At 73.9% G+C, this 25,925-nt stretch carries 25 protein-coding genes; 16 read left to right on the top strand and 9 right to left on the bottom strand.

Annotated elements, in window-relative coordinates; genetic code table 11:
- Positions 1-23: 23 nt before the first annotated feature.
- Positions 24-863, top strand: coding sequence for a hypothetical protein (locus BJY16_RS22880; protein WP_185041627.1), 840 nt, complete (start codon positions 24-26; stop codon positions 861-863).
- Between the two features lie 28 nt (positions 864-891).
- Here BJY16_RS22880 and BJY16_RS22885 read toward each other — a convergent pair whose 3' ends face one another.
- Together BJY16_RS22885 and BJY16_RS22890 are read right to left on the bottom strand one after the other, a co-directional pair.
- A complete protein-coding gene (locus BJY16_RS22885) occupies positions 892-1,620 on the bottom strand; it encodes a hemerythrin domain-containing protein (protein WP_185041628.1) in 729 nt (242 codons plus the stop codon).
- A 407-nt stretch (positions 1,621-2,027) separates the two neighbouring features.
- On the bottom strand, positions 2,028-2,888 hold the full coding sequence (locus BJY16_RS22890; protein ID WP_239176751.1) for an arylamine N-acetyltransferase family protein: 861 nt from the start codon (positions 2,886-2,888) through the stop codon (positions 2,028-2,030).
- A gap of 27 nt (positions 2,889-2,915) precedes the next feature.
- On the opposite strand from BJY16_RS22890, the gene BJY16_RS22895 reads away from it, so the two are divergent.
- Positions 2,916-3,200 (top strand): putative quinol monooxygenase, encoded by a 285-nt coding sequence (locus BJY16_RS22895; protein ID WP_185041629.1) that lies wholly within the window; start codon positions 2,916-2,918, stop codon positions 3,198-3,200.
- Positions 3,201-3,397: 197 nt separating this feature from the next.
- Here BJY16_RS22895 and BJY16_RS22900 read toward each other — a convergent pair whose 3' ends face one another.
- Positions 3,398-4,138, bottom strand: coding sequence for a class I SAM-dependent methyltransferase (locus tag BJY16_RS22900; protein WP_239176753.1), 741 nt, complete (start codon positions 4,136-4,138; stop codon positions 3,398-3,400).
- A 124-nt stretch (positions 4,139-4,262) separates the two neighbouring features.
- Between BJY16_RS22900 and BJY16_RS22905 the strand changes: the two genes are divergently transcribed.
- Positions 4,263-4,454 carry a CsbD family protein gene (locus BJY16_RS22905; protein WP_185041631.1) on the top strand — a complete coding sequence of 64 codons (192 nt, stop codon included), beginning with the start codon at positions 4,263-4,265 and terminating at the stop codon, positions 4,452-4,454.
- 81 nt (positions 4,455-4,535) lie between these two features.
- On the opposite strand, the gene BJY16_RS22910 is transcribed toward BJY16_RS22905, so the two are convergent.
- Entirely contained in the window at positions 4,536-5,900 is a 1,365-nt protein-coding gene (locus BJY16_RS22910) for a KamA family radical SAM protein (RefSeq protein ID WP_185041632.1), read from the bottom strand.
- Positions 5,901-6,092: 192 nt separating this feature from the next.
- Between BJY16_RS22910 and kdd the strand changes: the two genes are divergently transcribed.
- The 9 genes from kdd (at position 6,093) to BJY16_RS22955 (ending at position 16,060) form a co-directional block, all read left to right on the top strand.
- Entirely contained in the window at positions 6,093-7,106 is a 1,014-nt protein-coding gene (gene kdd, locus BJY16_RS22915; RefSeq protein WP_185041633.1) for an L-erythro-3,5-diaminohexanoate dehydrogenase, read from the top strand.
- Positions 7,107-7,110: 4 nt separating this feature from the next.
- Positions 7,111-8,646, top strand: a complete 1,536-nt coding sequence (locus tag BJY16_RS22920; protein WP_185041634.1) for an amidohydrolase — start codon at positions 7,111-7,113, stop codon at positions 8,644-8,646.
- Between the two features lie 11 nt (positions 8,647-8,657).
- Complete coding sequence (gene kamD, locus BJY16_RS22925) at positions 8,658-10,205, top strand: lysine 5,6-aminomutase subunit alpha (protein WP_185041635.1); 1,548 nt, start codon at positions 8,658-8,660, stop codon at positions 10,203-10,205.
- Entirely contained in the window at positions 10,202-10,936 is a 735-nt protein-coding gene (gene kamE, locus BJY16_RS22930) for a lysine 5,6-aminomutase subunit beta (RefSeq protein WP_185041636.1), read from the top strand. The genes kamD and kamE overlap by 4 nt, the downstream gene beginning before the upstream one ends.
- Positions 10,933-11,298, top strand: coding sequence for a 3-aminobutyryl-CoA ammonia lyase (kal, locus tag BJY16_RS22935; RefSeq protein ID WP_185041637.1), 366 nt, complete (start codon positions 10,933-10,935; stop codon positions 11,296-11,298). Before kamE ends, kal begins: the two co-directional genes overlap by 4 nt.
- Positions 11,295-12,539 (top strand): glutamate mutase L, encoded by a 1,245-nt coding sequence (locus BJY16_RS22940; protein WP_185041638.1) that lies wholly within the window; start codon positions 11,295-11,297, stop codon positions 12,537-12,539. Before kal ends, BJY16_RS22940 begins: the two co-directional genes overlap by 4 nt.
- Positions 12,540-13,055: 516 nt before the next feature.
- Positions 13,056-14,681 (top strand): apolipoprotein N-acyltransferase, encoded by a 1,626-nt coding sequence (lnt, locus tag BJY16_RS22945; protein ID WP_239176759.1) that lies wholly within the window; start codon positions 13,056-13,058, stop codon positions 14,679-14,681.
- Complete coding sequence (locus BJY16_RS22950; RefSeq protein ID WP_185041639.1) at positions 14,678-15,466, top strand: polyprenol monophosphomannose synthase; 789 nt, start codon at positions 14,678-14,680, stop codon at positions 15,464-15,466. The genes lnt and BJY16_RS22950 overlap by 4 nt, the downstream gene beginning before the upstream one ends.
- Before the next feature lie 87 nt (positions 15,467-15,553).
- Positions 15,554-16,060: an FxsA family protein gene (locus BJY16_RS22955; protein ID WP_239176755.1), complete on the top strand. Its 507-nt coding sequence runs from the start codon at positions 15,554-15,556 to the stop codon at positions 16,058-16,060.
- 62 nt (positions 16,061-16,122) lie between these two features.
- On the opposite strand, the gene BJY16_RS22960 is transcribed toward BJY16_RS22955, so the two are convergent.
- Together BJY16_RS22960 and BJY16_RS22965 are read right to left on the bottom strand one after the other, a co-directional pair.
- Positions 16,123-16,461, bottom strand: a complete 339-nt coding sequence (locus BJY16_RS22960) for an RNA polymerase-binding protein RbpA (RefSeq protein ID WP_014689763.1) — start codon at positions 16,459-16,461, stop codon at positions 16,123-16,125.
- A 301-nt stretch (positions 16,462-16,762) separates the two neighbouring features.
- Positions 16,763-17,788: a coiled-coil domain-containing protein gene (locus BJY16_RS22965; protein WP_307835709.1), complete on the bottom strand. Its 1,026-nt coding sequence runs from the start codon at positions 17,786-17,788 to the stop codon at positions 16,763-16,765.
- A gap of 1,791 nt (positions 17,789-19,579) precedes the next feature.
- On the opposite strand from BJY16_RS22965, the gene BJY16_RS22970 reads away from it, so the two are divergent.
- Both BJY16_RS22970 and BJY16_RS22975 read left to right on the top strand, forming a co-directional pair.
- On the top strand, positions 19,580-20,113 hold the full coding sequence (locus BJY16_RS22970; RefSeq protein WP_185041642.1) for a TetR/AcrR family transcriptional regulator: 534 nt from the start codon (positions 19,580-19,582) through the stop codon (positions 20,111-20,113).
- A 221-nt stretch (positions 20,114-20,334) separates the two neighbouring features.
- Complete coding sequence (locus BJY16_RS22975; protein WP_221502023.1) at positions 20,335-21,765, top strand: MFS transporter; 1,431 nt, start codon at positions 20,335-20,337, stop codon at positions 21,763-21,765.
- 97 nt (positions 21,766-21,862) lie between these two features.
- Here BJY16_RS22975 and BJY16_RS22980 read toward each other — a convergent pair whose 3' ends face one another.
- Both BJY16_RS22980 and BJY16_RS22985 read right to left on the bottom strand, forming a co-directional pair.
- Positions 21,863-22,717 (bottom strand): phosphotransferase enzyme family protein, encoded by an 855-nt coding sequence (locus BJY16_RS22980; protein ID WP_185041643.1) that lies wholly within the window; start codon positions 22,715-22,717, stop codon positions 21,863-21,865.
- Positions 22,714-23,220, bottom strand: coding sequence for a hypothetical protein (locus BJY16_RS22985; RefSeq protein ID WP_185041644.1), 507 nt, complete (start codon positions 23,218-23,220; stop codon positions 22,714-22,716). Before BJY16_RS22985 ends, BJY16_RS22980 begins: the two co-directional genes overlap by 4 nt.
- A 98-nt stretch (positions 23,221-23,318) precedes the next feature.
- On the opposite strand from BJY16_RS22985, the gene BJY16_RS22990 reads away from it, so the two are divergent.
- Positions 23,319-23,633, top strand: coding sequence for an antibiotic biosynthesis monooxygenase family protein (locus BJY16_RS22990; RefSeq protein WP_185041645.1), 315 nt, complete (start codon positions 23,319-23,321; stop codon positions 23,631-23,633).
- Between the two features lie 21 nt (positions 23,634-23,654).
- On the opposite strand, the gene BJY16_RS22995 is transcribed toward BJY16_RS22990, so the two are convergent.
- Positions 23,655-24,863 carry an MFS transporter gene (locus BJY16_RS22995; protein WP_185041646.1) on the bottom strand — a complete coding sequence of 403 codons (1,209 nt, stop codon included), beginning with the start codon at positions 24,861-24,863 and terminating at the stop codon, positions 23,655-23,657.
- A gap of 69 nt (positions 24,864-24,932) precedes the next feature.
- Between BJY16_RS22995 and BJY16_RS23000 the strand changes: the two genes are divergently transcribed.
- Positions 24,933-25,910 carry an ArsR/SmtB family transcription factor gene (locus BJY16_RS23000; RefSeq protein WP_221502952.1) on the top strand — a complete coding sequence of 326 codons (978 nt, stop codon included), beginning with the start codon at positions 24,933-24,935 and terminating at the stop codon, positions 25,908-25,910.
- Positions 25,911-25,925: the final 15 nt, after the last annotated feature.

A 25,925-nucleotide genomic window follows, 5' to 3' on the forward strand; every position in this document is an offset into this window, starting at 1 on the left:
GCCCGGGGTGGTGAGGAGGCGCTGTGCGGGATCGCTTGGTGGAGGCGTGGCTGCTCGAGATCGACGACCGGGGTGGTTTCCGGTCCGCGGGTCCGGTGGTGCCGGCGACCTTCGTCGACCTGGTCGAGCAGGGGGTGCTGACCGTGCGGCCGGGCGGGCCGGGCGTGCTGGTGACGCTCGCCGACCCGGGCCGGGCCGACGGGGAGGCGGCTCGGGGGCTGCTGGCGATGATGTTCCCGGCCGGGCGGACCGAGGTGCTGCTGACCCGGGGGAGGTTCGCGGCGACGGTCGCGCCGTTGCGCAGGGCGGCCCGGCGGCGGGCCCGGGAGGCCGGGCTGTGGCGGCTCGCGGTGTCGGTGCCGCGGGTGCTGATCGCGGTGCTCGGCCTGTGCCTGGGTGCCGGCCTGCTGTGGTCGCTGGCGGCGGCCTCGTTCATGCCGTCCTGGGTGTCGCCGGCGGTGACCGCTGGGCTGTTGCTCACGGTGCCGCTGGCGGCGCTGCAGCTGCGGGACTGGGCGGCGCCCCGGGTGCTGACGCCGGCCGGTCAGGCGGTGGCCGACGAGGCGAGGGCACACATCGAGGCGTGCCGGGCCGATCCGGCGGCCGGGTTCGGCGACCGGGTGGCCTACGGGTTGGTGGCTGACTGGCGGGACGGGGAGGGTGAGCCGCCGGTGTGGGCGGCCGGGTTCGCGGTGGCCCGGGCGCCGGGTGCGGACCCTGCCGATGATCTCGGGGGAGCCGAGGTCGTGGCGGCCGACCGGCAGGCGACCGTGGCGTTGGTGCGGTCGATCAGAGACGCCTTCGCCGATGCGGCGCGGGGCCCGGAGTTCGCTGGTGGCGGGGGCGGAGGTGCCGGGTCCTGACACCCCTGCCCGCCGCCACGTCGGGTCGTCAGCCGGGTGGCCGCAGCCGCAGGACCGGGTCGGACCAGCCGGTGTCGGGGACTCCGGCGGCGAGGGCGGCGTGGAGGGCACGCTCCTCGTAGCGGAAATGCGACTCCATGATCGCGGTGAGCCCGTCCAGCTCGCGGCGGATGGCGTCGGGGTCGATCGCTTCCGGCGCGCCGCTGGAGTCCTTGGTCCGTGGCGCGCGGGTGCGGTCGCTCGGTCCCGCCGCGACCTCTGGCGCCCGGGTGGGATCGGCGGTTCCCGGCGCGGTCCTTGGCGCTCGGGTAGGCGCGGTGACCCCCATCGCGATCTGTGGTGCCCCGGTGGGCTCGGTGGCTGGCGGGGTGACCGGTGCGGCGCCGGTGGGTCTGGCGGTTGCCAGCGGGTGGCGGTCGTGGGCCGCGGGGTTGCCTTCGGCCAGGTCGGCGATCCGGGTCAGGATGTGGGTGATCAGGTCGTGGTCCTGGATCAGCTTGGTGATGGTCGGGGCGAGGTCGGGTCGTTCCCGCAGCAGCGCGGTGAAGAGGCCGTTGTCCTCACCCTGGTGGTGGGTGGTCAGCGCGGTGCAGAAGGCCGGGCAGTGGCTGCGCAGGTCATCCGGTCCGAGCCGGCCGTCCTTGAGCGCGGCGAGACGCCGCCGCAATTCCTGATGTGCTTCGGCGAGCTGTGCGGTGAGTGCCGCGATCCGGTCGCCGGTGGGGGAGGCCACGTCGGGCAGTCCCTTCGGTTCCACACCTCCATGCCCGGCGCAGTCCGCCGCCGACACGCGATGCTGCCCGCCATCCGATCACACCCACCCGCACCCCGGCAACCTCCCCGCGCCGGCACCATCGCGTCTGACGAGCCTCTGTCCAGCACCGTGGTTCCGGCCGACCGCTGGCGCCTGGTACCGCGCGTGTGGCCCACCGTTTCCGGCACTGCCCGCGTGTGACGCGCCGTTTCCAGCACTGCCGCACGCCGCACGCCGCACGCCGCACGCCGCACGCCGCACGCCGCATGCCGCGGGGCGCACGCCGCCGGGGGGCGCACGGGTGCGGGCACGGTTGGAATCGGGCGAGTGGATGGCGGGCTTGTGATGGAGGTGCCGGAGCCCGGGCTGCGGAGGGGCGTGCCGGTGGGGCCTGGGACCGAGTGCTGGGGTCAGGCGGGGGATTTGGTGGCGAGCCACTGTTCGTGGGCGGTGGTGAGGCGGGACCAGAGGGTGTCCCGGCCGGCGGGGGAGACGTCGGCGAAGGTGATGCCGAAGATGTCGGCCATCGCGGTGAAATAGTCGCTTCGGGTGGTCAGCTCGGTGCGGGCCGGGTGGTCGCCGACGCGGGTCAGCACCAGGGTGCGGAGGATGTCGACGCCGGTCGCGTCGCGGCGGGCGGCGGTGGCGACGCGCACGAAACCGGACTCCGGGGACGTGGACAGGTGCCGGTGCTGGTCGGCGAAGGCGGCCATGGTGGTCGGCTCGGCGCGGAAGTCCATGCCGACGAACGAGCCGCGCGGGTCGTGGTCGAAGCGCCAGCCGCCCGGTTCGGCCTCGGACGGTCGCAGCCGATAGTGGAATCCGCCCTGCTCGTAGTCGCCGGCGACCAGCGGCAGCGGCGCGTGCAGGCCGTCACCCATACCGAGGTCGACGAGCCAGGCGCCGTCCGGCGACTGCGGGGCGGGCAGGCCGGTGACGGTGAGGACGAGGTGGTTGGCGGTCGCCCCGGCCGGATCCGTTGCGCTGCCCTGGACCCCGCCGACGTGCCGGGTGACCTGGTAGCCGAGGGCCCGCAGCAGCTCGGCGAAGGCGCCGTTCAGGTGGAAGCAGTAGCCGCCGCGCCCGGCCACGATCCGGCGTGCCGAGTCGAGCGGGTCGATGGTGGTGGGGCGGTCGAGCCAGATCTCCAGCACCTCGTAGGGCACCCGCTCGGCGTGTGCCGTGTGCAGCGCGTGCAGAGCGGGCAGGCTGGGGGGCTGCCCGGTGAGGTCGCCGAGTCCGAGCCGGTGCAGGTATCCGGGAACGTCCACGATCGAACCCTATCCACCGGAGGTCGAGTGATCATCATCGCTGGAGAGCTGCGGGTCGCCGCCGAGGACCGCGATCGGTATCTGACCGCGGTCGCCGAGGTGGCCCGCGCGGCTCGCCGCGCGCCGGGCTGCCACGATTTCGCCCAGTCCGCGGACCCGACCGAACCGGATCGCATCCTGGTCTACGAGCGGTGGTCCTCCGACGAGGCGCTGCTCGCCTTCCGGAACGCCGACGCCCCCGCCCTCGACCTCCCTCCCCTGCTATCCGCCGATGTCAGTAAATATCGGATTTCCGCGGTGGAGGCGCCGTAGCGGGCGGGGTGAGGAGCCCGCGAGACACGGCCGGCGCAGATAGCAGAGACGGCCTGTGCGCGACAGCGGTGGTGGCGGCGGAGGGTATGCCGGCGGGTGCGGGGGCCGGGTTGCCGGGCCGGGTGCGGGCCGGGCGGCGGGTCGGGTGTGGGCCGGGTCGGGTGCGGGGGATTTGGGGTACGGCCGGAGCCGGGCGATCAGGCCGGCAGCTCCGCATACGCGCATTCGGTGAGGTAGGGCAGGGTGTAGGTGTCCCGGCCGAGCAGGGCCGGGTGGGTGCTGGTGAGCTGGCGGACCTGGGCGAGGACGGCGGCCCGTTCGTCGGCGGGCAGCAGGATGTTCCCGCTGCGCGAGGCGACCAGGTCGAGCAGCTCGCCGGGGCGCAGGGTGTGCGTCCAGCCGATCTCGGCGCGGGTGACCGGGCCGAACGGCGCTCCCATCGTGGTGTCCCGGGCCCGGTCCTCGCGGCCGATGATGGTGCCGAGGCGGTGGACCCAGTCGGTGCTCTCGTCGCGGACGTTCCAGATCAGGCCGAGGCGGCCGCCGGGGGTGAGCACCCGGGCGATCTCCGGCAGGGCGTGGGCCGGGTCGACCCAGTGCCACGCCTGGGCGACCAGCACCACGTCGACGCTGGCGTCCGGCAGCGGGAGCTGTTCGGCGGTGCCGACGTGGGCGGGTACGCCGGGGACGGCGCGGCGCAGCTCGGCGAGCATCCCGTCGGACGGGTCGACGGCGGTCACGTCGAGGCCGCGGGCCCGGATCTGCCGGGTCAGTTTGCCGGTGCCGGCGCCGAGGTCCAGCACGCGTGGCCGCCCGGCGGGCAGCAGGAAGTCGAGGGCGGCCTCGGGGTAGGGCGGCCGGCCCCGCTCGTAGGCGTCGGCGGCCGCGCCGAAGGAGGCGGCGGCGGGGGGCGGGGCGGCAGCGGCTTCATGATCCACAAAGGTGATGGTATTTCGCATTGCCGCCGGCTGCCCGTACAGCGGGTGCGTTTCAGGATCCGGGCCGGTGGGCATGTCGCTGGTCGAGGCACTTCAGCCAGAGACGACCACGGAGGGTTGACCAGTGAGCTTCACCGACAAGGTCAAGAACAAGGCCGAGGAGCTGGCCGGCAAGGCCAAGCAGGGCGTGGGCGAGGCGACTGACAACCCGCGCCTGTACGCGGAGGGTGAGGCCCAGGAGGCCGCCGCCCACACCAAGCAGGCCGGCGAGCACGTCAAGGACGCGGGCCGCGACGTCCGCGACGCCTTCAGCTGACCCCGGCCGCGCCGGGAGGCGCGACAAGCCGAGTACACGGAAACGGGCCCCCGGTGCGGGGGCCCGTTTCCGTGTGCGCGATCAGGCCGGGGTGGTGGCCTGCTGCTTGCGCCACCACTGCTGCCCGGCCTCCGGCAGCGTGTCGATCGGGTCGTAGTAGGCGTAGAGCTTGGACAACGCCTCGCTGTCGTCCTTCTCGATCGACGTGCGGTAGTTCTTCGTCCAGTAGGAGATGCCGTTCTCCCGGTCGTACTCGGCGACCATGTGCACCCAGCGCTTGCCGACGAACGGCACGTCGCAGACGATCCGCGGCGTCGCGTACCCCGGCAGGTAGCCCATCAGGTCGTGCTGCAGCTGCTGGGCGTGCCAGACCGGCACCCGCCAGTGCTCCGCGTTCGGGATCATGTCGCACATGTAGAAGTAGTACGGCAGGATCCCGGCCTCGCCCTGCAGCCCGAAGCACAGGTCGAGCAGGTCCGCCGCGGTCGCGTTCACCCCGCGCATCAGCACGCCCTGGTTGCGCACGTCGCGCACGCCGATCTCGAGCAGCGTCTGCGCGGCCCGGGCCACCGCCGGGGTCAGCGAGTTCACGTGGTTGACGTGGGTGTGCACGGCCAGGTTGACCCCGCGCCGCTGGGCGGTCACCGCGACCCGGTGCATCCCCTCGACCACGTCGTCCTGCAGCCAGTGCTGCGGCAGGCCCATCAGCGCCTTGGTCGCCAGGCGGATGTCGCGGACGGTCGAGACCGAGAGCAGACCCATGAGGTACGCCTCGAGCTGCTTCCACGGCACGTTGGCGACGTCGCCGCCGGAGACCACCACGTCGCGGACGCCGGGGTGGGCTTTCAGGTAGTCGAGGTGCGCGGCGTACCGGTCGACCGGTTTCTGCAGCAGCTTGAGCTTGGCGACCGCCGGGGTGCTGTTGCCGACCAGGTCCATCCGGGTGCAGTGCCCGCAGTACTGCGGGCAGGTGGAGAGCAGCTCGGCGAGCACCTTGGTCGGGTAGCGGTGGGTCAGGCCCTCGGCCACCCACATGTCGTGCTCGTGCAGCGAGTCGCGGCTGGCGTTCGGGTGTGACGGCCAGTCCTGGCGGCGGTCGGAGGCGACCGGCAGCATGTAGCGGCGCACCGGGTCGGCGTAGAACGCGGCGGTGTCCGGCACCGCGTGCGGCACCATGGTGTTCAGCATCTGCGGCGGGAGCAGCATCGACATGGTCGCCAGGTGCTGCTGGTCGGCCTCCAGGTCGGCGTAGAAGGTCTCGTCGACCAGGTCGCCGAGCACGGTCCGCAGCTGCTTCACGTTCTTCACGCAGTTGACCCGCTGCCACTGCGCGGAGTCCCACTGCGCGGCGGTGACGTCACGCCAGCCGGGGAAGCGGGTCCAATCCGGCTCCACCAGCTCACGCCGCTGGTACTCGTAAGGCTGTCCGGCGGAGAGCTCGGTCACCGCGTCCTCCCTGAAATGGCGTGGCCGGCCCGACGGCTCCGGGTCGCGGGGCCGGCGAGACGACCGGTTTTGCTCGGTCGGCTTGACGAGAACCCAACGTACTGGAGAATCTTCGGTCTAGAAACCCAAGGTACGAAAGATTTACGGTAGTGCGGCACTTGCAGGCGAGGGTTTAACGTGAGGGAGCTGTTGATGGCGGGATCGGTGGGTCTGAACCGGGTGCTCGAACCGGCCGGGGTGCTGCCCCAGGCCGCCTGGCGCCTGGACGCCTCCCCGCAGATCGGCCCGGACGAGGTGCGGATCCGTGTGCAGCGGCTCAACCTCGACGCCGCCAGCTATCGGCAGCTCGCCGAGAAACATGCGGGGGACGGGGAGAACATCCGCGCCGAGGTCCTGGAGATCGTCGAGACGCGCGGGAAGATGCACAACCCGGTGACCGGTTCCGGCGGCATGCTGATCGGCGTGGTCGAGGAGGTCGGGCCGGAGTCGCCGCTGCCGGTCAAGGTCGGTGACCGGGTCGCCACCCTGGTCAGCCTGACTCTGACGCCGCTGCGGATCACCGACGACCTGCAGGGCTGGGACGGCCTGTCCGAGCAGGTCCCGGCGGACGGCACGGCGATCCTGTTCGGCCGCTCGATCGTCGGCGTGCTCCCCGACGACCTGCCCCCGGAGCTGGCCCTCGCGGTCTACGACGTGTGCGGCGCGCCGGCGCTGGTCGACCGCGTCGTCCGGCAATACCGGGACCCGTCCGTCGTCGTGCTGGGCGGCGCCGGCAAGAGCGGCTCGCTGTCGCTGGCCGCCGCGAGGCGCGCGGGGGCGCGTACCAAAGCCATCGTGGTCTCCGAGGCGGAGCGCGACGCGCTGAGCGAGGCCGGGCTGGCGGACGAGATCGCGATCGCCGATGCCCGCGACGCGGTCGCGGTGGCCGCCGCGGCCGGCCCGAACGACATCACCGTGGTCTGCGTGGACGTGCCGGGCTGCGAGCACGGCGCGATCCTGGCCACCGCCCCCGGCGGCACCGTGATCTTCTTCTCGATGGCGACCAGCTTCGCGGCCGCCGCGCTCGGCGCCGAGGGCCTGGCCGCCGACGTGACCATGCTGGTCGGCAACGGGTACGTGCCCGGGCACGCCGAGTTCGCGGTCGATCTGCTGCGCACCACGCCCGCGGTCCGGCGGTTGTTCGAGAAGCGGATCGCGGGAGACTGACCGCATGACTATTCCCCTGGTCCGCTACACCAACGGTCGCTTCTACTCCGCCGCCGAGCCGCGCGCCACCGCGATGCTGGTCCGCGGCGGCACCATCGCGTGGCTGGGTGACACGGCCGACGCGCCCGCCGCCGACCGCACCGTCGACCTGGACGGCGCGCTGGTCACCCCGGCGTTCGTCGACGCGCACCTGCACGCCACCGACACCGGGCTGGCGTTCGACGGGCTGGACCTGTCCGGGGTGCGCTCGGCCGGCGAGCTGCTGGACGCGGTGGCGGCGTTCGCGGCGACCCGGCCGGCCGGCGGGGTGGTGCACGGGCACGGCTGGGACGAGTCGACCTGGGCCGAGCAGACCCCGCCGACCGCGGCCGAGCTGGACCGGGCGGCCGGTGGCCGCAGGGTGTACCTGTCGCAGGCCTCGGTGCACTCGGCCCTGGCCAGCTCGGCGCTGCTGCCGGCGGCCGAGGGCGTGGACGGCTACCACCCGTCCGGCTGGGTGCGCGAGCAGGCGCACCACGCGGTCCGGGCGGTCGCGCTCGGCGCGCTGACGCCGGAGCAGCGGACCGCGGCGCAGCGGACCGCGCTGCGCCGGGCCGCCGGGATGGGGATCGCCGCGGTGCACGAGTGCGGCGGGCCGGGCACCTCCAGCGAGGCCGACTTCCAGTCGGTGCTGGCGCTGTCCGGGCAGGGCCTGCCGCAGGTGTTCGGCTACTGGGGTGAGCTGGGCGGCGCCGAGAAGGCCCGCGAGCTGGGCGCGCACGGCGCGGCCGGCGACCTGTACGCGGACGGCGCGCTCGGCTCCCGGACCGCGTCGCTGCGCACGCCCTACCGGGACGGCGACCACGGCTGCGGCGAGGCGTTCCTGACCGCCGAGCAGGTCGGCGAGCACCTGCTGGACTGCGTCCGGATCGGTTTCCAGGGCGGCTTCCACGCGATCGGCGACGCCGCCATCGAGACCGTCCTGGACGGCTTCGCCCTGGCCGCGAAGCAGGTCGGCGTGGACACGCTGCGCGAGGGGCACCACCGGATCGAGCACGTCGAGCTGATCGACAAGGCGATGATCGCCCGGATGGTCGAGTTCGGCGTGATCGCCTCGGTGCAGCCGGTCTTCGACGCCCTGTGGGGCGGCACCGACCGGATGTACGCCCAGCGCCTCGGCGTCGAGCGCGCCCTGGCCAGCAACCCGATCGGCGCCATGCACGCGACCGGCGTGGCCCTGGCCTTCGGCTCGGACTCGCCGGTGACCGCGCTCGACCCGTGGTCGACCGTGGTGGCCGCGGCCGCCCCGCGCAACCCGGTCTACCGGATGAAGGTCCGGGCGGCGTTCGCGGCGGCCAGCCGCGGCGGCTGGCGCGGCGCCGGGGTCGGCGGGGTGGGCGTGCTCGCCCCCGGCGCCTCGGCCACCTTCGCCGCCTGGGACACCCCGGGCGGGCTCAGCGAGGGCCTGCCCGCGCTGCTGCCGGACCTCGACGGCGTGGTCCCCGCGCGGCCGGTCTGCCGGCGCACGGTGCTGCACGGCGAAACCATCTACGAGAAATAGGAGTTCCTTCGTTGGCCGGGAAGCTGGATCTGGACCCGCGGATCGTCGCGCGGGCGCGGGCGCTCGCCGTCAAGGCCGGGCAGCCCGTCGTCGACCTCGCGCGGTCGCACACCACCGTGTCGGTGGAGCGGGCGGTGCTGCGCCTGGCCGGGGTGCACGGCGCCGACTCGGACGGCATCCCCTGGGTGAACCGTCTGGTCGACGCCGTGCGCGCCGACGTCGGGCTGGGGCACGGGGTGGCCGTCCCGGTCTTCCACGCCGCCGCCACCACGGGCGTCGACGACCTCACGGTGCTGGCGCAGAAGGCGGCGGCCGGGGCGGTGCGGTTCGACGTACCGGAGAAGAAGGCCGACGTGGCCGCGGCCCGGCGGCGGGCCAAGAAGGCCGCCGCGGGCGGCATCAAGATCGTGGATCGGCGGCGGGCCGAGCGGGACCGGCTGATCAAACGGTACGGCGACCCGGCGCAGCGCCCGTGGATCTACCTGATCGTGGCGACCGGCGACATCTACGAGGACATCCCGCAGGCGCAGGCGGCGGCCCGGGCCGGCGCGGACATCATCGCGGTGATCCGGTCGACCGGGCAGTCGCTGCTGGACTACGTGCCGGAGGGCGCGACCCGGGAGGGGTTCGCCGGCACCTACGCCACGCAGGAGAACTTCCGGCTGATGCGGGCCGCCCTCGACGAGACGTCCAAGGAGCTCGGCCGCTACATCCGGCTGACCAACTACGCGTCCGGTCTGTGCATGCCGGAGATCGCGGCGCTGGCCGGGATGGAACGCCTGGACATGATGCTGAACGACTCGATGTACGGCATCCTGTTCCGCGACATCAACCCGATCCGGACCTTCGTCGACCAGCGCTTCTCGCGGCAGGTCCACGCCCGCGCCGGCATCATCATCAACACCGGCGAGGACAACTACCTGACGACGGCGGACGCCGTCGACGCCGCGCACACGGTCACCGTCTCGCAGTTGCTCAACGAGTACTTCGCGCACGAGGCGGGACTGGAGGACTGGCAGCTGGGGCTGGGGCACGCCTTCGAGATCAATCCGGATCTGCCGGACTCGTTCCGGCTGGAGCTGGCCCACGCGCTGCTGGCCCGGGAGCTGTTCCCGGACGCGCCGCTGAAGTGGATGCCGCCGACCAAGCACATGACCGGTGACGTCTTCCGCGGCAACCTGCTCGACGGCTTCTTCAACCTGGCCGGCGCGCTCACCGGGCAGGGCATCCTGCTGGTCGGCATGATGACCGAGGCCGTCGTCACCCCGTTCCTGTCCGACCGCGACATCGCCCTGCAGAACGTGAAGTACGTGCTCAACGGCGCGGGCAACCTGCACGAGGACTTCGTCCCCGGCCCGTTCATCAAGGGCCGCGCGAACCAGGTGCTCGGCGAGGCCATCGACCTGCTCGAGCGGATCGTCGACGACACCCTGATGGACGCCATCGCGGACGGCACCTTCGGCCTGATGAAACGCCCCGCCGACCGCGGCAAGGGCCTCGACGGCGTCGCGAAGCAGGAAGCCGACTACTACAACCCGGTCACCGAGGAGCTGGCATGAGCATCGTCCGTCCCTACGGGGACACCACCGGCGACGGCATGGTGCAGCTCTCCTTCACCCTGCCGATCCCGCACGACAAACGCGCCGAGGGCGCCGCCCTGCAACTGGCCGGCAAGATGGGCATGGACCCGGCGATGCTGGTGCACGCCAAGCAGATGGGCGACGGGTTCACCTTCTTCGTCGTCTACGGCAAGGTCACCCACCTGGTCGACACCGACAAGGTGCAGGTCGTCGAGCGCGACTTCCCGCTGCTGAGCGCCAAAGAGGTGAACGCGGCGATCAAGAAGGGGCTGCGCCGCCCGCTGAACGTGGTCGGCGCCTGCATCGGCACCGACGCGCACACCGTCGGCATCGACGCCATCCTCAACCTCAAGGGCATCGCCGGCGAGAAGGGCCTGGAGTACTACTCCGAGGTGTCGGTGACCAACATGGGCGCCCAGGTGTCGGTGCCCGACCTGGTGGAGACCGCCCGGGCGAAGAAGGCCGACGCGGTGCTGGTCTCGCAGGTGGTCACCCAGCGCGACGCGCACCTGCACAACACCCGGGCCATGTCGGCCGCCTTCCGCGAGGCGCTGCCGGCCGGCAAACGCCCGCTGCTGATCGTCGGCGGCCCCCGCTTCGACGAGCTGATGACCGGCGAGCTCGGTGTCGACCGGATCTTCGGTCGCGGCACCACCCCCCGCGAGGTCGCCTCCTACCTGGTCCACGCCCTGATTGCGAGCAAGAGTTGATCACCGTCACGCACCGCCGCTACGTCCCCTACTCGCACGCCCACTACGCCGGGAACCTGGTCGACGGGGCGTACTCGCTCGGCCTGTTCGGCGACGTCGCCACCGAGGTGTGCATCCAGCTCGACGGCGACGAGGGGCTGTTCGCGTCGTACGACGACGTGCAGTTCAAGGCGCCCGTGCAGGCCGGCGACGTCCTGGAGATCACCGCCCGGGTGGTGCACATGGGCACCCGCAGCCGGCGGATCGAGTTCGCGTCGACCGTGGTGTGCCGGGGGACCGGCGGCTCGGCGGCCCGGGTGCTCGACGAGCCGATCGTGGCGGTGACCGCGGTGGGCACGGTGGTCGTGCCACCCCGGGCGTGAGTGTCGCTGTCTGCGTCGACGTCGGGTCGACGTACACCAAAGCCGCCAAGATCGATCTCAGCGGCGCGGGACTGATCGAGCGGACCGAGGTCCCGACGACGTCCGGCACGGACGTCCTGGACGGGCTGAACGCGGCCGTGGCCGCGGTCGGCGGCCACGGCGCGCCGCTCTACGTCTGCTCGTCGGCGGGCGGCGGGCTGCGGCTGGCCGTGGTCGGCTACGAGAGCCTGGTCACCGCGGAGGCCGGGCACCGGGTCGGGCTGTCGGCCGGCGCCCAGGTGGTGCACGTCGCCGCCGGTCCGCTGACCGGCGCCGCGGTGACCGCGCTGCGCGCCGCCCGCCCCGACGTGGTGCTGCTGGTCGGCGGCACCGACGGCGGCGACGGCGAGGTGCTGCTGCACAACGCCCGGCGGCTGGCCGCGCAGCGCCTGCGGGTGCCGGTGGTGCTGGCCGGCAACGCCGACGTGCGCCCGGAGGCCGCCGCCGCGCTGACCGCCCGCGGCGTCCCGGTGACGGTGACCGGCAACGTGCTGCCCCGGATCGGCGTGCTCGACCCGCTGCCGGCCCGCGCCGCGATCCGCGACGTCTTCCTGCGGCACGTGATCGGCGGCAAGCGGCTGTCCAAGGGGTCCCGGTTCGCCTCGCTGGTCCGCGCCGCCACCCCGGACGCGGTGCTGGCCGGGGTGGAACTGCTCGCCGACCGGGCCGGCGCCGGCGTCCTGGTGGTCGACGTCGGCGGGGCGACCACCGACGTCTACTCGGCGCTGGTCCCGGACGCCGAGGCGGAGACCGGTCCGCGCCGCGACGTGGCCGGCACCCTGTGGCGGTCCCGGACGGTGGAGGGCGACCTCGGCGTCGCGGTCGGCGCGGACGGCACCCGGGCGGCGGCCGCCACCGAGAAACTGCCCCCACCCGGCGACGACCGGGACCTCGCCGCGACCGCCGCGACGATCGCGTTGCGCCGGCACGCGCGTGGTCACTCGTCCGGTCCCGGCTTACCCCGCACGGGTGGCCGGGACCTGCGCGACGTACGGATCGTCATCGGTTCCGGCGGGGTGCTGCGGCACGGCGGGGGCGATCACGTGCTGGGCGCCGTACTGGCCGACACGGCCGGCGGCTGGGCCCTGCCGGACCGGGCCCGGACCATCGTCGACCGCGAATACCTGCTCGCCGCGGCCGGGTTGCTCGCCGTCGATCACCCGGCGGCGGCGGCCGGGCTGGCCGGCACGCTGCTCGGCTGACCGGTCCATCGACGGCGTGCATTTTCGGACACGCCGAGAAACGCGACACGCCGGAAGGCGCACCACCCGGTTGACAGACCGCCCCCGTCCGGACGTACCGTCTTCAGGTCCTGTTTCACGGCATGCGACCGTGTTCCGCTTCGTTCCCCCACTCACTGGCCCGCAGTCCTCGCCGGGGTCGCGCGTTCAGCCAGGTCCAGGGGGTGGGGGTGCGCGGGCGGCGCGGACCGGGTCGCGACACCGGGAGTCGAGACGAGCCGAGCCTGGCCAGTAGACAACGGCGCGGCGTGGGCAGCCAGCCCGCGGCGAGTCGGTCCGAAGGTCAGCGGGAGGGTCGCTGGGCACACCGGCCGGAGCGGACAGAAGCACCCCGAGGGGCGCGGCCACTGGACGCCGCGCCCCTCAGCAAGCTCTCCCCACCCGTTCCCAGCGGTTTCCCATCCGCTCGGTACCGTTTCGCGGCCGACTGCCCGGCGGGACCGTCCCCAACCAGCAGGTAGCCTGCCTGGCGTGGAAATGACGATGCCGCCACCCGACCTCGCGCAGCCGGGGCCCGGCACCCCGCCGGCGGCCGGGCCGGGGCCGCTGCGGCTCCCGGTCGCCGCTGCCCTCGCGGTGGCCGCCGGCCTGGCGCTGCTGCTCGCCCTCCCGCCGTACGACGTGTGGTGGCTCGCCCCGGCCGGCGTCGCCCTGCTGGCCGCGGCAGTGCACCGGCGGCGCCTGCGGGCCGGGTTCGGGCTCGGCCTCGTCACCGGGCTGGTGCTGTTCTACCCGCTGCTGGAGTGGACCCGGATCGCGGCCGGCTGGCTGCCCTGGGCGCTGCTGTCCACCGCGCAGGCGGCGGTGCTCGGCCTGACCGGCCTGGCCGCCGCCTGGCTGTCCCCGCTGATCGACCGGTGGCGGGCGCTCTGGCCGCTGCTGACCGGCCTGCTCTGGGTGGCCGACGAGGCGCTGCGCGACCGGGCCCCGTTCGGCGGCTTCCCGTGGGGCCGGCTGGCCTTCAGCCAGGGCGACGCGCCGTCGCTGCGGCTGGCCGCCTGGGGTGGCGCGCCGCTGGTCACCTTCACGGTCGCGGCGGCCGGTGGGGCCCTGGCGGCGCTCGCCTGGCGCCGCTGGGACCGGGCCGGGCTGCTCGGCGCGGCCGGGTTCGCGGTCACCGCCGGGGTGCTGATCGGCGCGCCGGCCGCGGTGCCGCTGTCCACCCCGCCCGGCCCGGCCTCCACGGTCGCCCTGGTGCAGGGCAACGTGCCCCGGCTCGGCCTGGACTTCAACGCGCAGCGCCGGGCGGTGCTGGACAACCACGTGACCGCCACCCGGCAGCTGGCCGCCGACGTCGCCGCCGGCAAGCAGCCGAAACCCGACCTGGTGGTGTGGCCGGAGAACTCCAGCGACATCGACCCGCTGCGCAACGCCGACGCGGCCCAGGAGATCTCCGACGCGGCCCGCGCGATCGGCGTGCCGATCCTGGTCGGCACGGTGCTGCGCACCGACACCCCGGGCGACATCAAGAACGCCGGGCTGCTCTGGATGCCGGTCACCGGGCCGGACCTGGACCAGACCTACGTCAAGCAGCACCCGGTCCCGTTCGCCGAGTACATGCCGCTGCGCTCGGTCGCCCGGCTGGTCAGCGACAAGGTCGACCTGGTGCGCAACATGCTCCCCGGCGACCACGCCGGGGTGATCGACACCGGCGCGCTCACCCTGGGCGACGTGATCTGCTTCGAGGTCGCCTACGACGGGATCGTCCGCGACACCGTGCGGCAGGGCGCGCAGATCCTCACCGTGCAGACCAACAACGCCACCTTCGACGAGGGCGAGGCCCGCCAGCAGCTGGCCATGGTCCGGTTGCGGGCGGTCGAGCACGGCGTGGACTCGCTGATGGTCTCCACCGTCGGCATATCCGCGTTCGTCGATACGACGGGTGGGGTGCATGGTGCCACGGCGTTCAACACCGCGAAAGTGGTAACCCATAGGATGGCCGTGGGGGGTTCGCGTACGCTGGCGACTCGTTCGGGCATCTGGCCCGAAACCATCGCGGTCGGACTGGCCGTGATCGCACTGGCTGGCGCACTGCCCCTGCGTCGCCGGCGCAGCACTGACATGGACCGCACGGTCGACGGAGCAGGTACGGAGGAACGGTGAGCGAGGCCGAAGGCTACCCGGGAGTGGGACGGGTCCTCGTGATCATTCCCACGTACAACGAGGCGGACAACGTCCGTCTGATCACCGGGCGGGTCCGTGCCGCGGTGCCGGACGTCGACATCCTGGTCGCCGACGACAACTCACCGGACGGCACCGGTGACATCGCCGACGAGCTGGCGCTCGCCGACGACCACATCTTCGTGCTGCACCGGGCCGGCAAGGAGGGCCTGGGCGCCGCCTACAAGGCCGGTTTCGCCTGGGCCAAGGACAAGGGCTACGACGCGGTCGTCGAGATGGACGCGGACGGCTCGCACGCCCCCGAGGAGCTGCACCAGCTGCTCGACGCGCTGGCCGGCGCGGACGCGGTGCTCGGCACCCGCTACATCCCCGGCGGCAGCGTGCACAACTGGCCGGTGCACCGGCTGCTGCTCTCCCGCGGCGGCAACATCTACATCCGGATGGCGCTGGGCATGCCGTTCCGCGACGCGACCGGCGGCTACCGCGCCTACCGGATGACCGTGCTGGACGCCATCGACGTGCCGAGCGTCGCCTCCACCGGCTACTCGTTCCAGGTCGAGCTGGCCTGGCGGGCCTACCGCGGCGGGTTCCGGGTGGTCGAGGTGCCGATCACGTTCACCGAGCGGGAGCACGGCGTCAGCAAGATGAGCGGCAACATCTTCAAGGAGCAGCTGCTCCGGGTCACCCTGTGGGGCGCCCAGGCCCGTAAGGAGTCCCTGCTCAACGTGCTCGGCCGCAAGCCGAAGCGCGAGCAGACCTGGCCGTGACGGCGCACTCAGGCAGGTCGCAGGTTCCGGTGTCATGCTGGAGAGGTATCGCATGACACCGGGAGGACTCTGATGCGTCGCAGCCGGATGGCTTACCTTCCCTTCGTCTTCCCGCTGCTCGCGTTCGCCGAGATCTCGGCCTTCGTGGCGGTGGCCCACCTGATCGGCGCGGGCTGGGCGTTCCTGCTGCTGGCCGGGTTCACCCTGGCCGGGTTCGCGCTGCTGCGCCGGGAGGGCATCCGCGGCTGGCGGTCCTTCCAGCAGGCCGCCGCGGCCGGCCGGCCGCCCGGCGCCGAGGTGGCCAATTCGCTGGTCGGGCTCGGCGGGGCGCTGCTGCTGGCACTGCCCGGCTTCGTGACCGGCCTGGCCGGGCTGGTGCTGCTGGTGCCGCCGGGGCGGGTCCTGGGCCGCCGGGCGGTGGAGCGGTTCGCCGAGCGCCGGCTCGGTGGGGCGGCCGCCGGCGACCTGTTCGGGCCGCGCAAGGTGCGGGTGCGGGTCGACGACCCGACCGTGGTGGAGTCGTCGGTGGTCGACGACGCGCCGCCGGCGCCGCGGCAGCCGGTCGCCGCGATCGAGGGCGAGATCGTCCGATAGGACATGACGACAAGGGCCGTCCCCGCGGGGACGGCCCTTGTCGCGTGTGGTGTTCGCTGCGGTCAGCGGCCCCGGCGGGTCCGCACCTCCTGCAGGCGCTCGTTGAGGATGTCCTCCAGCTCGGCGATCGAACGCCGCTCCAGCAGCATGTCCCAGTGGGTGCGCGGCGGCTTCGCCTTCTTCTGCTCCGGCTCGCTGCCGTCGACCAGCCGGGCCACGCTGCCGTCGAACTTGCACTCCCAGGTGGTCGGCACCTCGGCGTCGACGGCGAACGGAACCTCGAACTGGTGACCCTTGACGCACAGGTACTCACGGGTCTGTCGGGGCGCCAGCTCGGTGTTACGGTCGGACTCGTAGCTGACTGCGCCAAGACGGCTGCCGCGCAGCATGCGTTCGCCCATGATCGGCTTCCCCTCGCTCGTGGTGCTGCTCTCGTTGGTGTAACGAAAGGGGCGGCCGCCGGATTCCTGCGCCCGCCGAGTATCTATCGGTCTTTTACCCGCCCGGTAAAGGCGTTGTAACGCTACGAGCGTAACCGGCCAGCGACCATACCCCGTAATTTGAACGCTCGTGAAGTGGACCTTGGTCCAGTTTACGAGCGTTTGACCCGTCTACGGGTGGTGCGATGTCGGTCACTCGGACGTTCACCACCCATTAACCCGCCGTTGTCGGTGACCGCGTGGTAGCGGACCGCGACCCGGCTCAGCCCTCCGGCGACGTGGCCTGGGCCGGCGCCGGGGCCGGCCGCGCCGACCCGAGCGCGGCCAGCGCCGAGGCCAGATCGCTCACCTGGCCGGTGAGTTGCGCCACCCGCTGGTGCGCGGCGTCCGCGTCGGCCCGCGCCGCCGCCAGCCGCCGCTCCAGATCGGCCCGCTCGTCGGCGGCCCGCGCCAGATCCGTGCGAACCCGGTCGAGATCGTCTAGCTGCCGCCGCAGCCCGTCCCGGTCCGCCGCCACCGCGGCCAGCTCCCGCCGCACCTCGGCCACCTCCGCCGCGGACTGCTCCGCGCGCGCGACCGCCGCCGCCGTCGCCTCCTCGGCCCGCGCGACCGCCGCCGCGGCCGTCTCCTCCGCGGCCTGCGCCCGGCGGTCCGCCTTCCCGGCCGCCTCCCGCAGCTCCGCGGCATCCTTGCGGGCCACCGCCAGCGCCTCGTCGGCCCGCGCGGTCGCCTCCTCCGCCGCCCGCCGGAACTCGTTGTGCTCGCGCAACGCCGCCGCCAGATCCCGCTCGGCGCCGTCCCGCTGACCCTTGGTCTCCTGCAGCTCCCGCCGCGTCGCGGACAACTCGTCGGCGGCCGCGTCCCGCTCCGCCTCGGCCCGCTCCCGCAGCGCCGCCGCGGCCGTCGCCGCCCGCACCGCCTCGTCCCGCGCCGCGACCGCGGCCTGCTCCCGCTTGCCGGCCTCCTCGGCGGCCCGCTCCGACTCGACGGCCCGCTGCCGGGCCTCGTCGCGCTCCGCGGTCGCCGCCGCCGCGATCTGCTGCGCCGCCGCCGTCGCGGTCGCCGCCTGCTCGGCGTCCCGGCGCGCGTCGTCCCGCTCGCCGTGCGCGGCCGCCACCGCCCGCGAGGTCTCCGCGCGCACCTCGGCGACCTGCCGTTCCACCCCGGCCGGCGACATCTCCGAATGCAACGCCTCGGTCAGCGTGCCGACCATCTGGTCGAGGCGGTCCACCACCTCCCAGGTGCGGGCCACCGAACCGGCCAGCCCCGGCGAGGAGCGATGCCGCATCCGCACGTTGCGCGAGGCACGCTGGCACTCACCGTCGTTGTCCCGGCAATACCGGAACGGCCGGCCAGCAGAGGCCCGCTGCGGCACGGGACGCCCACAGTGGGCGCAGGGTCGAGTCTCGAGCGCCTCACCGGCGTCCTGATCCGTCGTCATAGCAGCTACCACCCTAGGCGCACTGCCGATCTTCCCGCCGTCACCACACCGACGCCCCATCGACGCGCCACCCACACCGTCCGACACCCCCCCCACCCAATCGCCCCGCCCCCAACCACGCCACCCGTCGTTACCTCCGCCCCGAGCCACGCCATCCCGTCGCTACCCCGTCCCGAGCCACGCCATCCCGTCGTTACCTCCGCCCCGAGCCACGCCATCCCGTCGTTACCTCCGCCCCGAGCCACGCCATCCCGTCGTTACCTCCGCTCCGAGCCACGCCATCCCGGCGCTACCTTCGCCCCCGCTGCCGCGCCGCATCCGCTCTCCTTTTGCTGTCGCATAGCACCGGCGCCACATCCGCCGGGCAAACCACCCTCGCTGCCGCGGCGCCGCCCGCTCGCTTCCGGATCTTTTCCCGGTACGACTCGTGGCCCCGTGGCAGTCGGCGCGCGATGCCCGGCCTGGGTCACGACCGTGCCGCGTGTCATGCGGGTTCGCTCGCCCACCGCGATGCCGCGGCCCGCTCCGGGTCGCAGCGCGTCTCGCGGTCCCAGCTGGCTCTCGCGATGCCGCGGCCCGCTCCGGGTCGCAGCGCGTCTCGCGGTCCCGGCTGGCTCTCGCGATGCCGCGGCCCGCTGCGGATCGCAGCGCGTCTTACGGTCCCGGCTGGCTCTCACGGGTGTCTCAACACGGCTGAGACACCCGTGAGGACCAGCCCACCGGCGTGACCGGCGTGGCGTTCCTCCAGGCGGGGGCACCGTCTCCGGGCTCGCTCTGGTGGGGGACGCGAGCGGGATGTCGTGGCCTGCTCACGGTCGTGGCGCGACTCGCGGTCCCGGCTGGCTCTCGCGATGCCGCGGTCCGCTGCGGATCGCAGCGCGTCTAACGGTTCCGGCTGGCTCTCACGGGTGTCTCAACACGGCTGAGACACCCATGAGGACCAGCCCACCGGCCTGACCCGTGTGGCGTCCCTCCAGGCGGGGGCACCGTCTCCGGGCTCGCTCTGGTGGGGGACGCGAGCGGGATGTAGCGGCCTGCGCACGGTCGTGGCGCGACTTGCGGTCCCGGCTGGCTTTCAGGGGTGTTTCAGCCGCCCCGAGACACCCCTGGGGACCAGCCGGGACCGTGAGTCGCGCTGCGGTCCGGAGTGGGCCGCAGTGTCGCGGTGGGCGAGCGAACCCGCATGACACGCGTGGCGGTCTGGACGGGGTGCGGCCTGGCGTGCCGACTGCCACGGGGCTCCGGTCGTACCGAAGAAATGGGTCAGCGGGAGCCGAGCGGACCATGCGGGTGACGGGCCGGGACGCGTCAGTGGGATCGGAGCGGACCGGGCGGGTGATTAGGCCTGCGGGCCGGGACGCGTCAGTGGGGTTTGAGCGGACCGGGCGGGTGATGAGGTGTGCGGGTCGGGACGCCTCGGTGGGAGCGGAGCGGACCGGGGCGGACCGGGGCGGGGGATGGGGGCTGCGGGCCGGAGGCCTCGGTGGGAGCGGAGCGGACCGGGCGGGGGATGGGGGCTGTGGGCCGGAGGCCTCAGTGGGGGCGAGCGGACCGGGATGGGAGGAGCGCGGGGGTGTGGGGCGGGACGGATGTGGCTTGGATGAGACGGATTTGTCTCGGGTGGGTTAGGGTTGTCTCATGGGTGGTGAGGAGATTCTGCGGGCGGCGGCGGAGTTCTTGGGGCGGCGGCCTAACGCGACTCAGGACGAGATCGCGGAGGCGGCGGGGGTCAGCCGGGCGACGTTGCATCGGCACTTCGCGGGGCGGAAGGCGCTGCTGGAGGCGATTGACGCGCTGGCGGTTCGGGAGCTGCGGCAGGTGCTGGCGGAGGCGCGGCTTGACGAGGGGACCGCGGGGGAGGCGCTGACCCGGCTGATTGTGGCCAGTGAGCCGGTTTCGCCGTTTTTGTCGCTGCTGTATTCGCAGAGTCAGGCTTTTGAGACCGACGAGATCGACGGGGACTGGATCGAGTTGGACGAGGCGCTTGTCGCGCTGTTCCGGCGGGGGCAGGAGGCGGGGGAGTTCCGCACCGATCTGAGTGCGGCGTGGTTCACCGATGCGCTGTTCGGGCTGGTGGCGAGTGCTGGCTGGTCGGTGAAGGTGGGGCGGTCGGCGGCCCGGGACTATGCGGCGATGCTGACCGGGCTGCTGCTCGACGGGGTGCGGCGGTGAGCGGGCGCGATGAGCGGGGTGCGCCGTCGAACGGGCGCGACGGCCGGGAAGCGGGGGTGAGTGGGCGCGGCGGCTGGGAGGCGGGGGTGAGCGGGCAGGACGGGCGGGAAGTGGTGGTGAGGGGGCGCGGGGAGCGGGAGACGCGGGCGGGCGGGGGCTGGGCGGGGCGAGCGGGGGACGGGGGGACTCGGCTGGCACGGTGGGCGGCGTTCAGTGTGCTGGTGCTGGCGGTGCTGCTGATCGCGGTGGACGCGACGGTGCTGAGTCTGGCGACGCCGTTCATCAGCCGGGACCTGGCACCGACCGGGACGCAGCTGCTCTGGATCGGCGACGTCTACTCGTTCGTGCTGGCCGGGCTGCTGGTGACGATGGGCAGCCTGGGCGACCGGATCGGGCGCAAGCGGCTGCTGCTGATCGGGGCGACCGGGTTCGGCGCCGCGTCCGCGCTGATCGCCTACGCGCCGACGGCGGAGGTGCTGATCGCGGCCCGGGCGTTGCTCGGCGTCGCCGGCGCCACCCTGATGCCGTCCACGCTGGCGCTGATCCGCAACATCTTCACCGATCCACGCGAGCGCAGCACCGCGATCGGCATCTGGGCGGCCAGCGCCTCGGCCGGCGCCGCCTTCGGCCCACTCGTCGGAGGGTTCCTGCTGGAGCACTTCTGGTGGGGTTCGGTCTTCCTGATCAACGTGCCGGTGATGGCGGTCCTGGTCCCGGTCGGCCACCGGCTGCTGCCCGAGTCCCGGGATCCGGCGCCCGGCCCGTGGGATCCGGCCAGCGTCCTGCTGTCGCTGACCGGCATGATCGGCACGGTCTACGCGATCAAGGAGGTCGCCGCGCACGGCCCCCGCCCGGCGGCCGCGGTCGCGGCGGTGCTCGGCCTGGGCGCGCTGACCCTCTTCGCCCGGCGGCAGTTGCGGCTGCCGCACCCGCTGATCGACGTCCGGCTGTTCCGGCACAAGATCTTCGCCGGGGTCATCGGGGCGAACCTGGTCTCCGTGCTCGGGCTGGCCGGCCTGGTCTACTTCCTGTCGCAGTACTTCCAGCTGGTCGCCGGCTACAGCCCGCTGCGGGCCGGGCTGGCCGAGCTGCCGGCCACCGTGGCCGCCACGGTCTCCGGCGTGCTGGCCGGCGCGCTGGTCCGGCGCACCTCGATGCGGGCCGCGCTGGCCGGCGGCATCGGGCTGACCGGGCTGGCCATGGCGGTGCTGACCGTGCTCCGGCCGGACACCGGCTATCCGCTGCTCGGGGCCGCGCTGTTCGTGCTCGGCGCCGGTGTCGGGATCGCCTTCACGCTGGCCAGCGACGTGGTGCTGAGCAGCGTGCCGAAGGAGCAGGCGGGCGCCGCGTCGGCGGTCTCCGAGACGGCCTACGAGCTGGGGATGGCGCTCGGGATCGCGACGATCGGGTCGATCGTGGCGGGCGTCTACCGGACCATGACGGTGCCGGCCGGGGTGCCCGGCGGCGTGCGCGAGTCGCTGGCCGCGGCGGTGGACACCGCGTCCGGGCTGCCCGCCGGACCGGCCGGGGAGCTGCTGGTGGCGGCGCGGGAGTCGTTCACCAGTGGGCTCGCGGTGGCGTCCGGGATCGGGGCGGTGCTGCTGCTGGCGGCGGCCGGGGCGGTGTGGGTGGTGTTCCGGGACCATCCGTGACCAGCGGCGGACCCGCACGACACGCGCTGCGGTCCGGGGTGGCCGCGGCCTCGCGGGCCGGGTGGCACGGGGCTCCGAGTCGTACCGGAAAATGGGGTCAATGCTCCTGAAGTGGGGATCGCCGCAGGTGGGCGGCGTTCCAGCGGAGGTCCACGGTGGTGCCGTCCGCGCCGGCCAGGCCGAGGTAGAGCCAGGCGTGGTAGGCTGGGGTGATCAGCCGGCGCTCCAGGTCGGACAGCGGGCGCACCTCGTGGTAACCGCTGATCACCGCATCCTGGTAGCCGCGCCAGGCCAGCGCGAAATCGGCCACCAGGAAGCTGCGGTGGCTGGCCTCGAAGTCCAGCACGCCGGTCAGCCGGTCACCCTCGAAGAGCAGGTTCCACGGGGTGAAGTCGCCGTGCAGCACGCCGCGCGGGGCGGCATCGGCCGGGTTCGCCGCGAACCAGGCGGCGACCGCCTCGCGGCCCGCCCGCAACAGGGCGCCGTCGTCCGGATGCAGTTTTTCGTACGCGACAAGCGTCCCCTCCACCGCCGGGTCAGTGACCACCTCGGCCGGTTCCCGGAAGCCACCGCGCTGCCCGGTGATCCCGCTCCCGGCCAGGGTGGCGTGCAGCTCGGCGAGCCGCCGCCCCCGGTCCCGCTGCTGCTCCGGGCTGTCCGCGCCGGTGCTGACCCGGGGCCGGCCCGGCAACCGGAAGGTCAGCAGCCAGACGCCGGTCGGGGTGACCCGGGGTTCCTCGGCGAGCTCCGGAGCCGGCCAGCCGTGCGCGCGCAGCGCCGCCGCGACCCGCAAGGGGTACCGCCAGTCCGGCTGGTCGGCCGGGTCGACCCGCTGCAGGATGTGCGGGCGGCCGTCGCGGGTCACCGCCCAGGTATGGGTGGAGCGGGCGCTCAGCAGCGGACCCGGGGTCAGCCGCCATCGCGCACAGGTCTCCGGATCCGGCCCGGTCACCCGTTGTCGCCGTCGTAGCAGTACTCCCGATCCCCGCCGGGCAGCCGGATCTCGTGCCCCGGGGACGGCCGGGCCAGCCGCAGCCCGTCGTCGGCGACCGGCATCCGCATCCGCTCCACCGCGTCGTGCACGGCCATCGCGAAGATCAGCCCGCCGGCCAGCACCACCACGGTCAGCACCAAACCGAGCCCGCTGGTCGTCGCGCTCCGCGCCGCCCAGCCGAACCCGACCAGCCCGCACAGCACCGCCCCGGCCCGCAACGCCCGCAGCAGCAGCCGCCGCCGGTGCGCCCGCGCCCGCCGCCGGTCCCGGACCGCGATGCTGCTCACCACACACGCGACCGGCTCGTCGCAGGTGCCGCAGGCCACCACCGCCACGACCTCCCCGGCGACCGGCCGGTCGACCGGCACCGGATGCAGCTCGAACCACTGCGCCACCCCGGCCGGTGGCCGCGGCAGCCGATGCCCGAGCCGCCACGACGGCCGCAGATCCCCGTCCGCCATCGGTTGATCCGCCATCCGCTCCCCCGAATCGCCGGCGATCATCGATCGAGCCGAGGGTAGCGTCTTCGATGCGTTCCGTGGTGTCGTGGAGGAGACTGATGATCGCGCGGATCTGGCGGGGCTGGGCGCCGGCCACGACGGCCGACGACTACCAGCGGCACTACGCGGCCGAGGTGGCTGGGGAGCTGCGGCGGGTGCCGGGCTTCCGTGGGGCGCGGCTGCTGCGGGTCGGGGAGGGCGACGAGGTCCGGTTCACCTCGATCGTGTTCTTCGCCGGGATGGACGACGTGCGGGCGTTCGCCGGGCCGGACCTCGAGTGGGCCGTCGTCGCGGAGCCGGCCCGGCGGGCGCTGAGCCGCTGGGACGAGCACGTGGTGCACGAGGAGGTGGCGCTCACGATCACGGCGGGCTGACCCGCGCAGGTCGGCGGCGGATCACGCCGGGCTGACCGGCGCGGGCTTGCGGCGGGGGAGCAGCAGCACGCAGAGCATGGTGCCGACGCCGGCCACGCCGATCGCCAGGGCCGGGGCGGTGAGCTGGGCCAGGGTGCCGAGGAGCACCGGGGCGACGCCCTGCAGGGTCATCAGGCCGGTGGAGAGCAGCGCGAACATCTGGCCGCGGCGGGATTCCGGGGTGGCGTCCAACAGCGGGCGTTGCAGGCCCAGCTGGAAGGCGTGGCCGGCGCCGGCCAGCAGCAGCACGGCGAGGGTGGCGCCGAACGGGACGCCGGCGGCCAGCCCGGCGAGCGGGGCGCCGGCCAGCAGGACCAGCGGGCGGGAGAGACGTTCGCGCGTCGCCGGGCGCACCCAGCGGCCCACGATCAGGTCGCCGAGCAGCATGCCGACCGGGAGGGCGGCCATCAGCGCGCCCGCCGAACCGGCCGGGAAGGCGCGCGCGGTGGCGTAGGCGACCAGCAGCGCCTCGGCGCCCGCCACGCACGCCGACGGCAGCCACTGGACCAGCAGCAGGCGGCGGATCAGCGGGTCGCCGAGCAGGTCGCGGACGCCGGTCAGGCTGGCCCGGACCGCCGAGCCGCGATCACCGGGCAGGGCGGCCAGGTCGGGAAGGCCGAACCGGACGATCAGCGCGGCCAGCACGTGCCCGCCGGCCGCGATGAGCAGCGCCTGCCGCGGCCCGGCCGTGGCGACCAGCACGCCGCCGAAGGCGAGTCCGAGCAGTTGCGCACCGGACGACGCCACGGTGAACACCGAGCGGCCCAGCACGTAGGCGTCCCCGGTGAGCACCTCGGCGACCAGCCGGCTGGCCGCGCCCATGAACACCGGCGTCCCGCAGGCGACCCCGCCGATCACCGCGAGTTGCAGCGCGACCGGCATCGGCGTCACCGCGATCAGCAGCGCCGCCGCCCCGCCGGCCAGATAGCCGGCGACGATCAGCGGCCGCGGCCGGATCCGGTCGGTCAACGCCCCCAGCAGCAGCCCGCCGGCCAGCTGCGGCAGGAACCCGGCGGCGAACGCCAGCGCGCTCCACAACGCCGACCCGGTCCGCTCGAAGACGAACACCGACAACGCGAAGATCCGCAGCGATTCGGCGGCGATCCCCGCGGTCCGCGCCAGGAACAGCACCCGGAACCGCGGTTCGGCGAAGACCTCTCGATAGGTCGCGCCCCGCTCGGCAACAGTCATGCCCCGACGATGTCGCCGGCGTCGCGGGGGCGCGACTGATTCGCCAGGGGGCGTAACGTCGGGGCGGTGATGCGCTTCGAGGTGGGCGCCGAGGACCTGCTGCGGACCCGGTTCGCGGTCTCGCCGATCTTCGAGCTGCAGTCGCTGATCCGGGTCCTCGCACTGCCCGCGCCGGGCCTGCCGGAGACCTGGCTGTCCCGGTTCCGGCCCGCTTTTGATCAGCTGCGCGAGCATCCCGGCCTGGCCGTCACCCTGGCCCTGAAGACCGCCAAGTCCGGCGCGAACTTCTACGCGCCGCCGCCGCGCGGCATGGATCAGACCATCGAGCGGGACCTGGCCGCGATCCGCGCCTGGCCGCTGGCCGCGGCCCGCGAGGAGATCGCCTGGTATCTGGCCCGCCGCCGGGTCACGGCCACGACCAAAGCTTTCCTGTACGCCGAGGAGCTGCTCGACCGGCTCGCCGACTTCCTGGAACTCGCCTGGTCGACCCTGCTCGCCGCGGAATGGCCGCAGATGCGCGCGGTGTGCGAGCGCGACGTCGTGCACCGCGCCGCCGAACTCGGCCGGGCCGGCTGGGCGGCGGCGCTGGCCGGGCTCGGCCCACGGGTCCGCTGGCACGACGGCGGCATCGAGCTGACCGCGCACCACGGCCCGGCCGGGGCGCTCGGCGGGACCGGTCTGCTGCTCGTACCGTCAATGGTGATCTGGCCCGGCACCGCGGTCTTCGGTGACGACCCCTGGCCGAAAGCGATCATCTACCCGGCGCGCGGTGTCGGCGCCCTCTTCGAACCCGCGCCGGCCGCGGTCCCGGACGCGCTCGCCGCGCTGCTCGGCCGCAGCCGGGCCCAACTGCTCGCGGCGCTCGCCGAGCCGGCCAGCACCACCCAGCTGGCGGCGGTCCTCGGGCTGGCCACCGGCGCGGTCGGCGACCACCTCGCGGTCCTGCTCCGGGCTGGGCTCGTGATGCGGGCTCGCTCGGGGCGGTCGGTGCTCTACAGCCGTACGGTGCTCGGTGATCAGGTGATGCGTGGCGCCGCGGGTCTGTAGGTTGGCGGGGCGGAC

It is taken from the genome of Actinoplanes octamycinicus, from assembly GCF_014205225.1.
In the GTDB taxonomy this organism is placed as follows: Bacteria; Actinomycetota; Actinomycetes; order Mycobacteriales; family Micromonosporaceae; genus Actinoplanes; species Actinoplanes octamycinicus.

Coding starts and splice junctions, on each gene's coding strand:
- kdd (WP_185041633.1), top strand. CDS start 6,093: ATGGCGGGATCGGTGGGTCTGAACCGGGTGCTCGAACCGGCCGGGGTG.
- BJY16_RS22920 (WP_185041634.1), top strand. CDS start 7,111: ATGACTATTCCCCTGGTCCGCTACACCAACGGTCGCTTCTACTCCGCC.
- kamE (WP_185041636.1), top strand. CDS start 10,202: ATGAGCATCGTCCGTCCCTACGGGGACACCACCGGCGACGGCATGGTG.
- lnt (WP_239176759.1), top strand. CDS start 13,056: ATGACGATGCCGCCACCCGACCTCGCGCAGCCGGGGCCCGGCACCCCG.
- BJY16_RS22955 (WP_239176755.1), top strand. CDS start 15,554: ATGGCTTACCTTCCCTTCGTCTTCCCGCTGCTCGCGTTCGCCGAGATC.
- BJY16_RS22960 (WP_014689763.1), bottom strand. CDS start 16,461: ATGGGCGAACGCATGCTGCGCGGCAGCCGTCTTGGCGCAGTCAGCTAC.
- BJY16_RS22965 (WP_307835709.1), bottom strand. CDS start 17,788: ATGCGGCATCGCTCCTCGCCGGGGCTGGCCGGTTCGGTGGCCCGCACC.
- BJY16_RS22970 (WP_185041642.1), top strand. CDS start 19,580: ATGGGTGGTGAGGAGATTCTGCGGGCGGCGGCGGAGTTCTTGGGGCGG.
- BJY16_RS22985 (WP_185041644.1), bottom strand. CDS start 23,220: ATGGCGGACGGGGATCTGCGGCCGTCGTGGCGGCTCGGGCATCGGCTG.
- BJY16_RS22990 (WP_185041645.1), top strand. CDS start 23,319: ATGATCGCGCGGATCTGGCGGGGCTGGGCGCCGGCCACGACGGCCGAC.
- BJY16_RS22995 (WP_185041646.1), bottom strand. CDS start 24,863: ATGACTGTTGCCGAGCGGGGCGCGACCTATCGAGAGGTCTTCGCCGAA.
- BJY16_RS23000 (WP_221502952.1), top strand. CDS start 24,933: ATGCGCTTCGAGGTGGGCGCCGAGGACCTGCTGCGGACCCGGTTCGCG.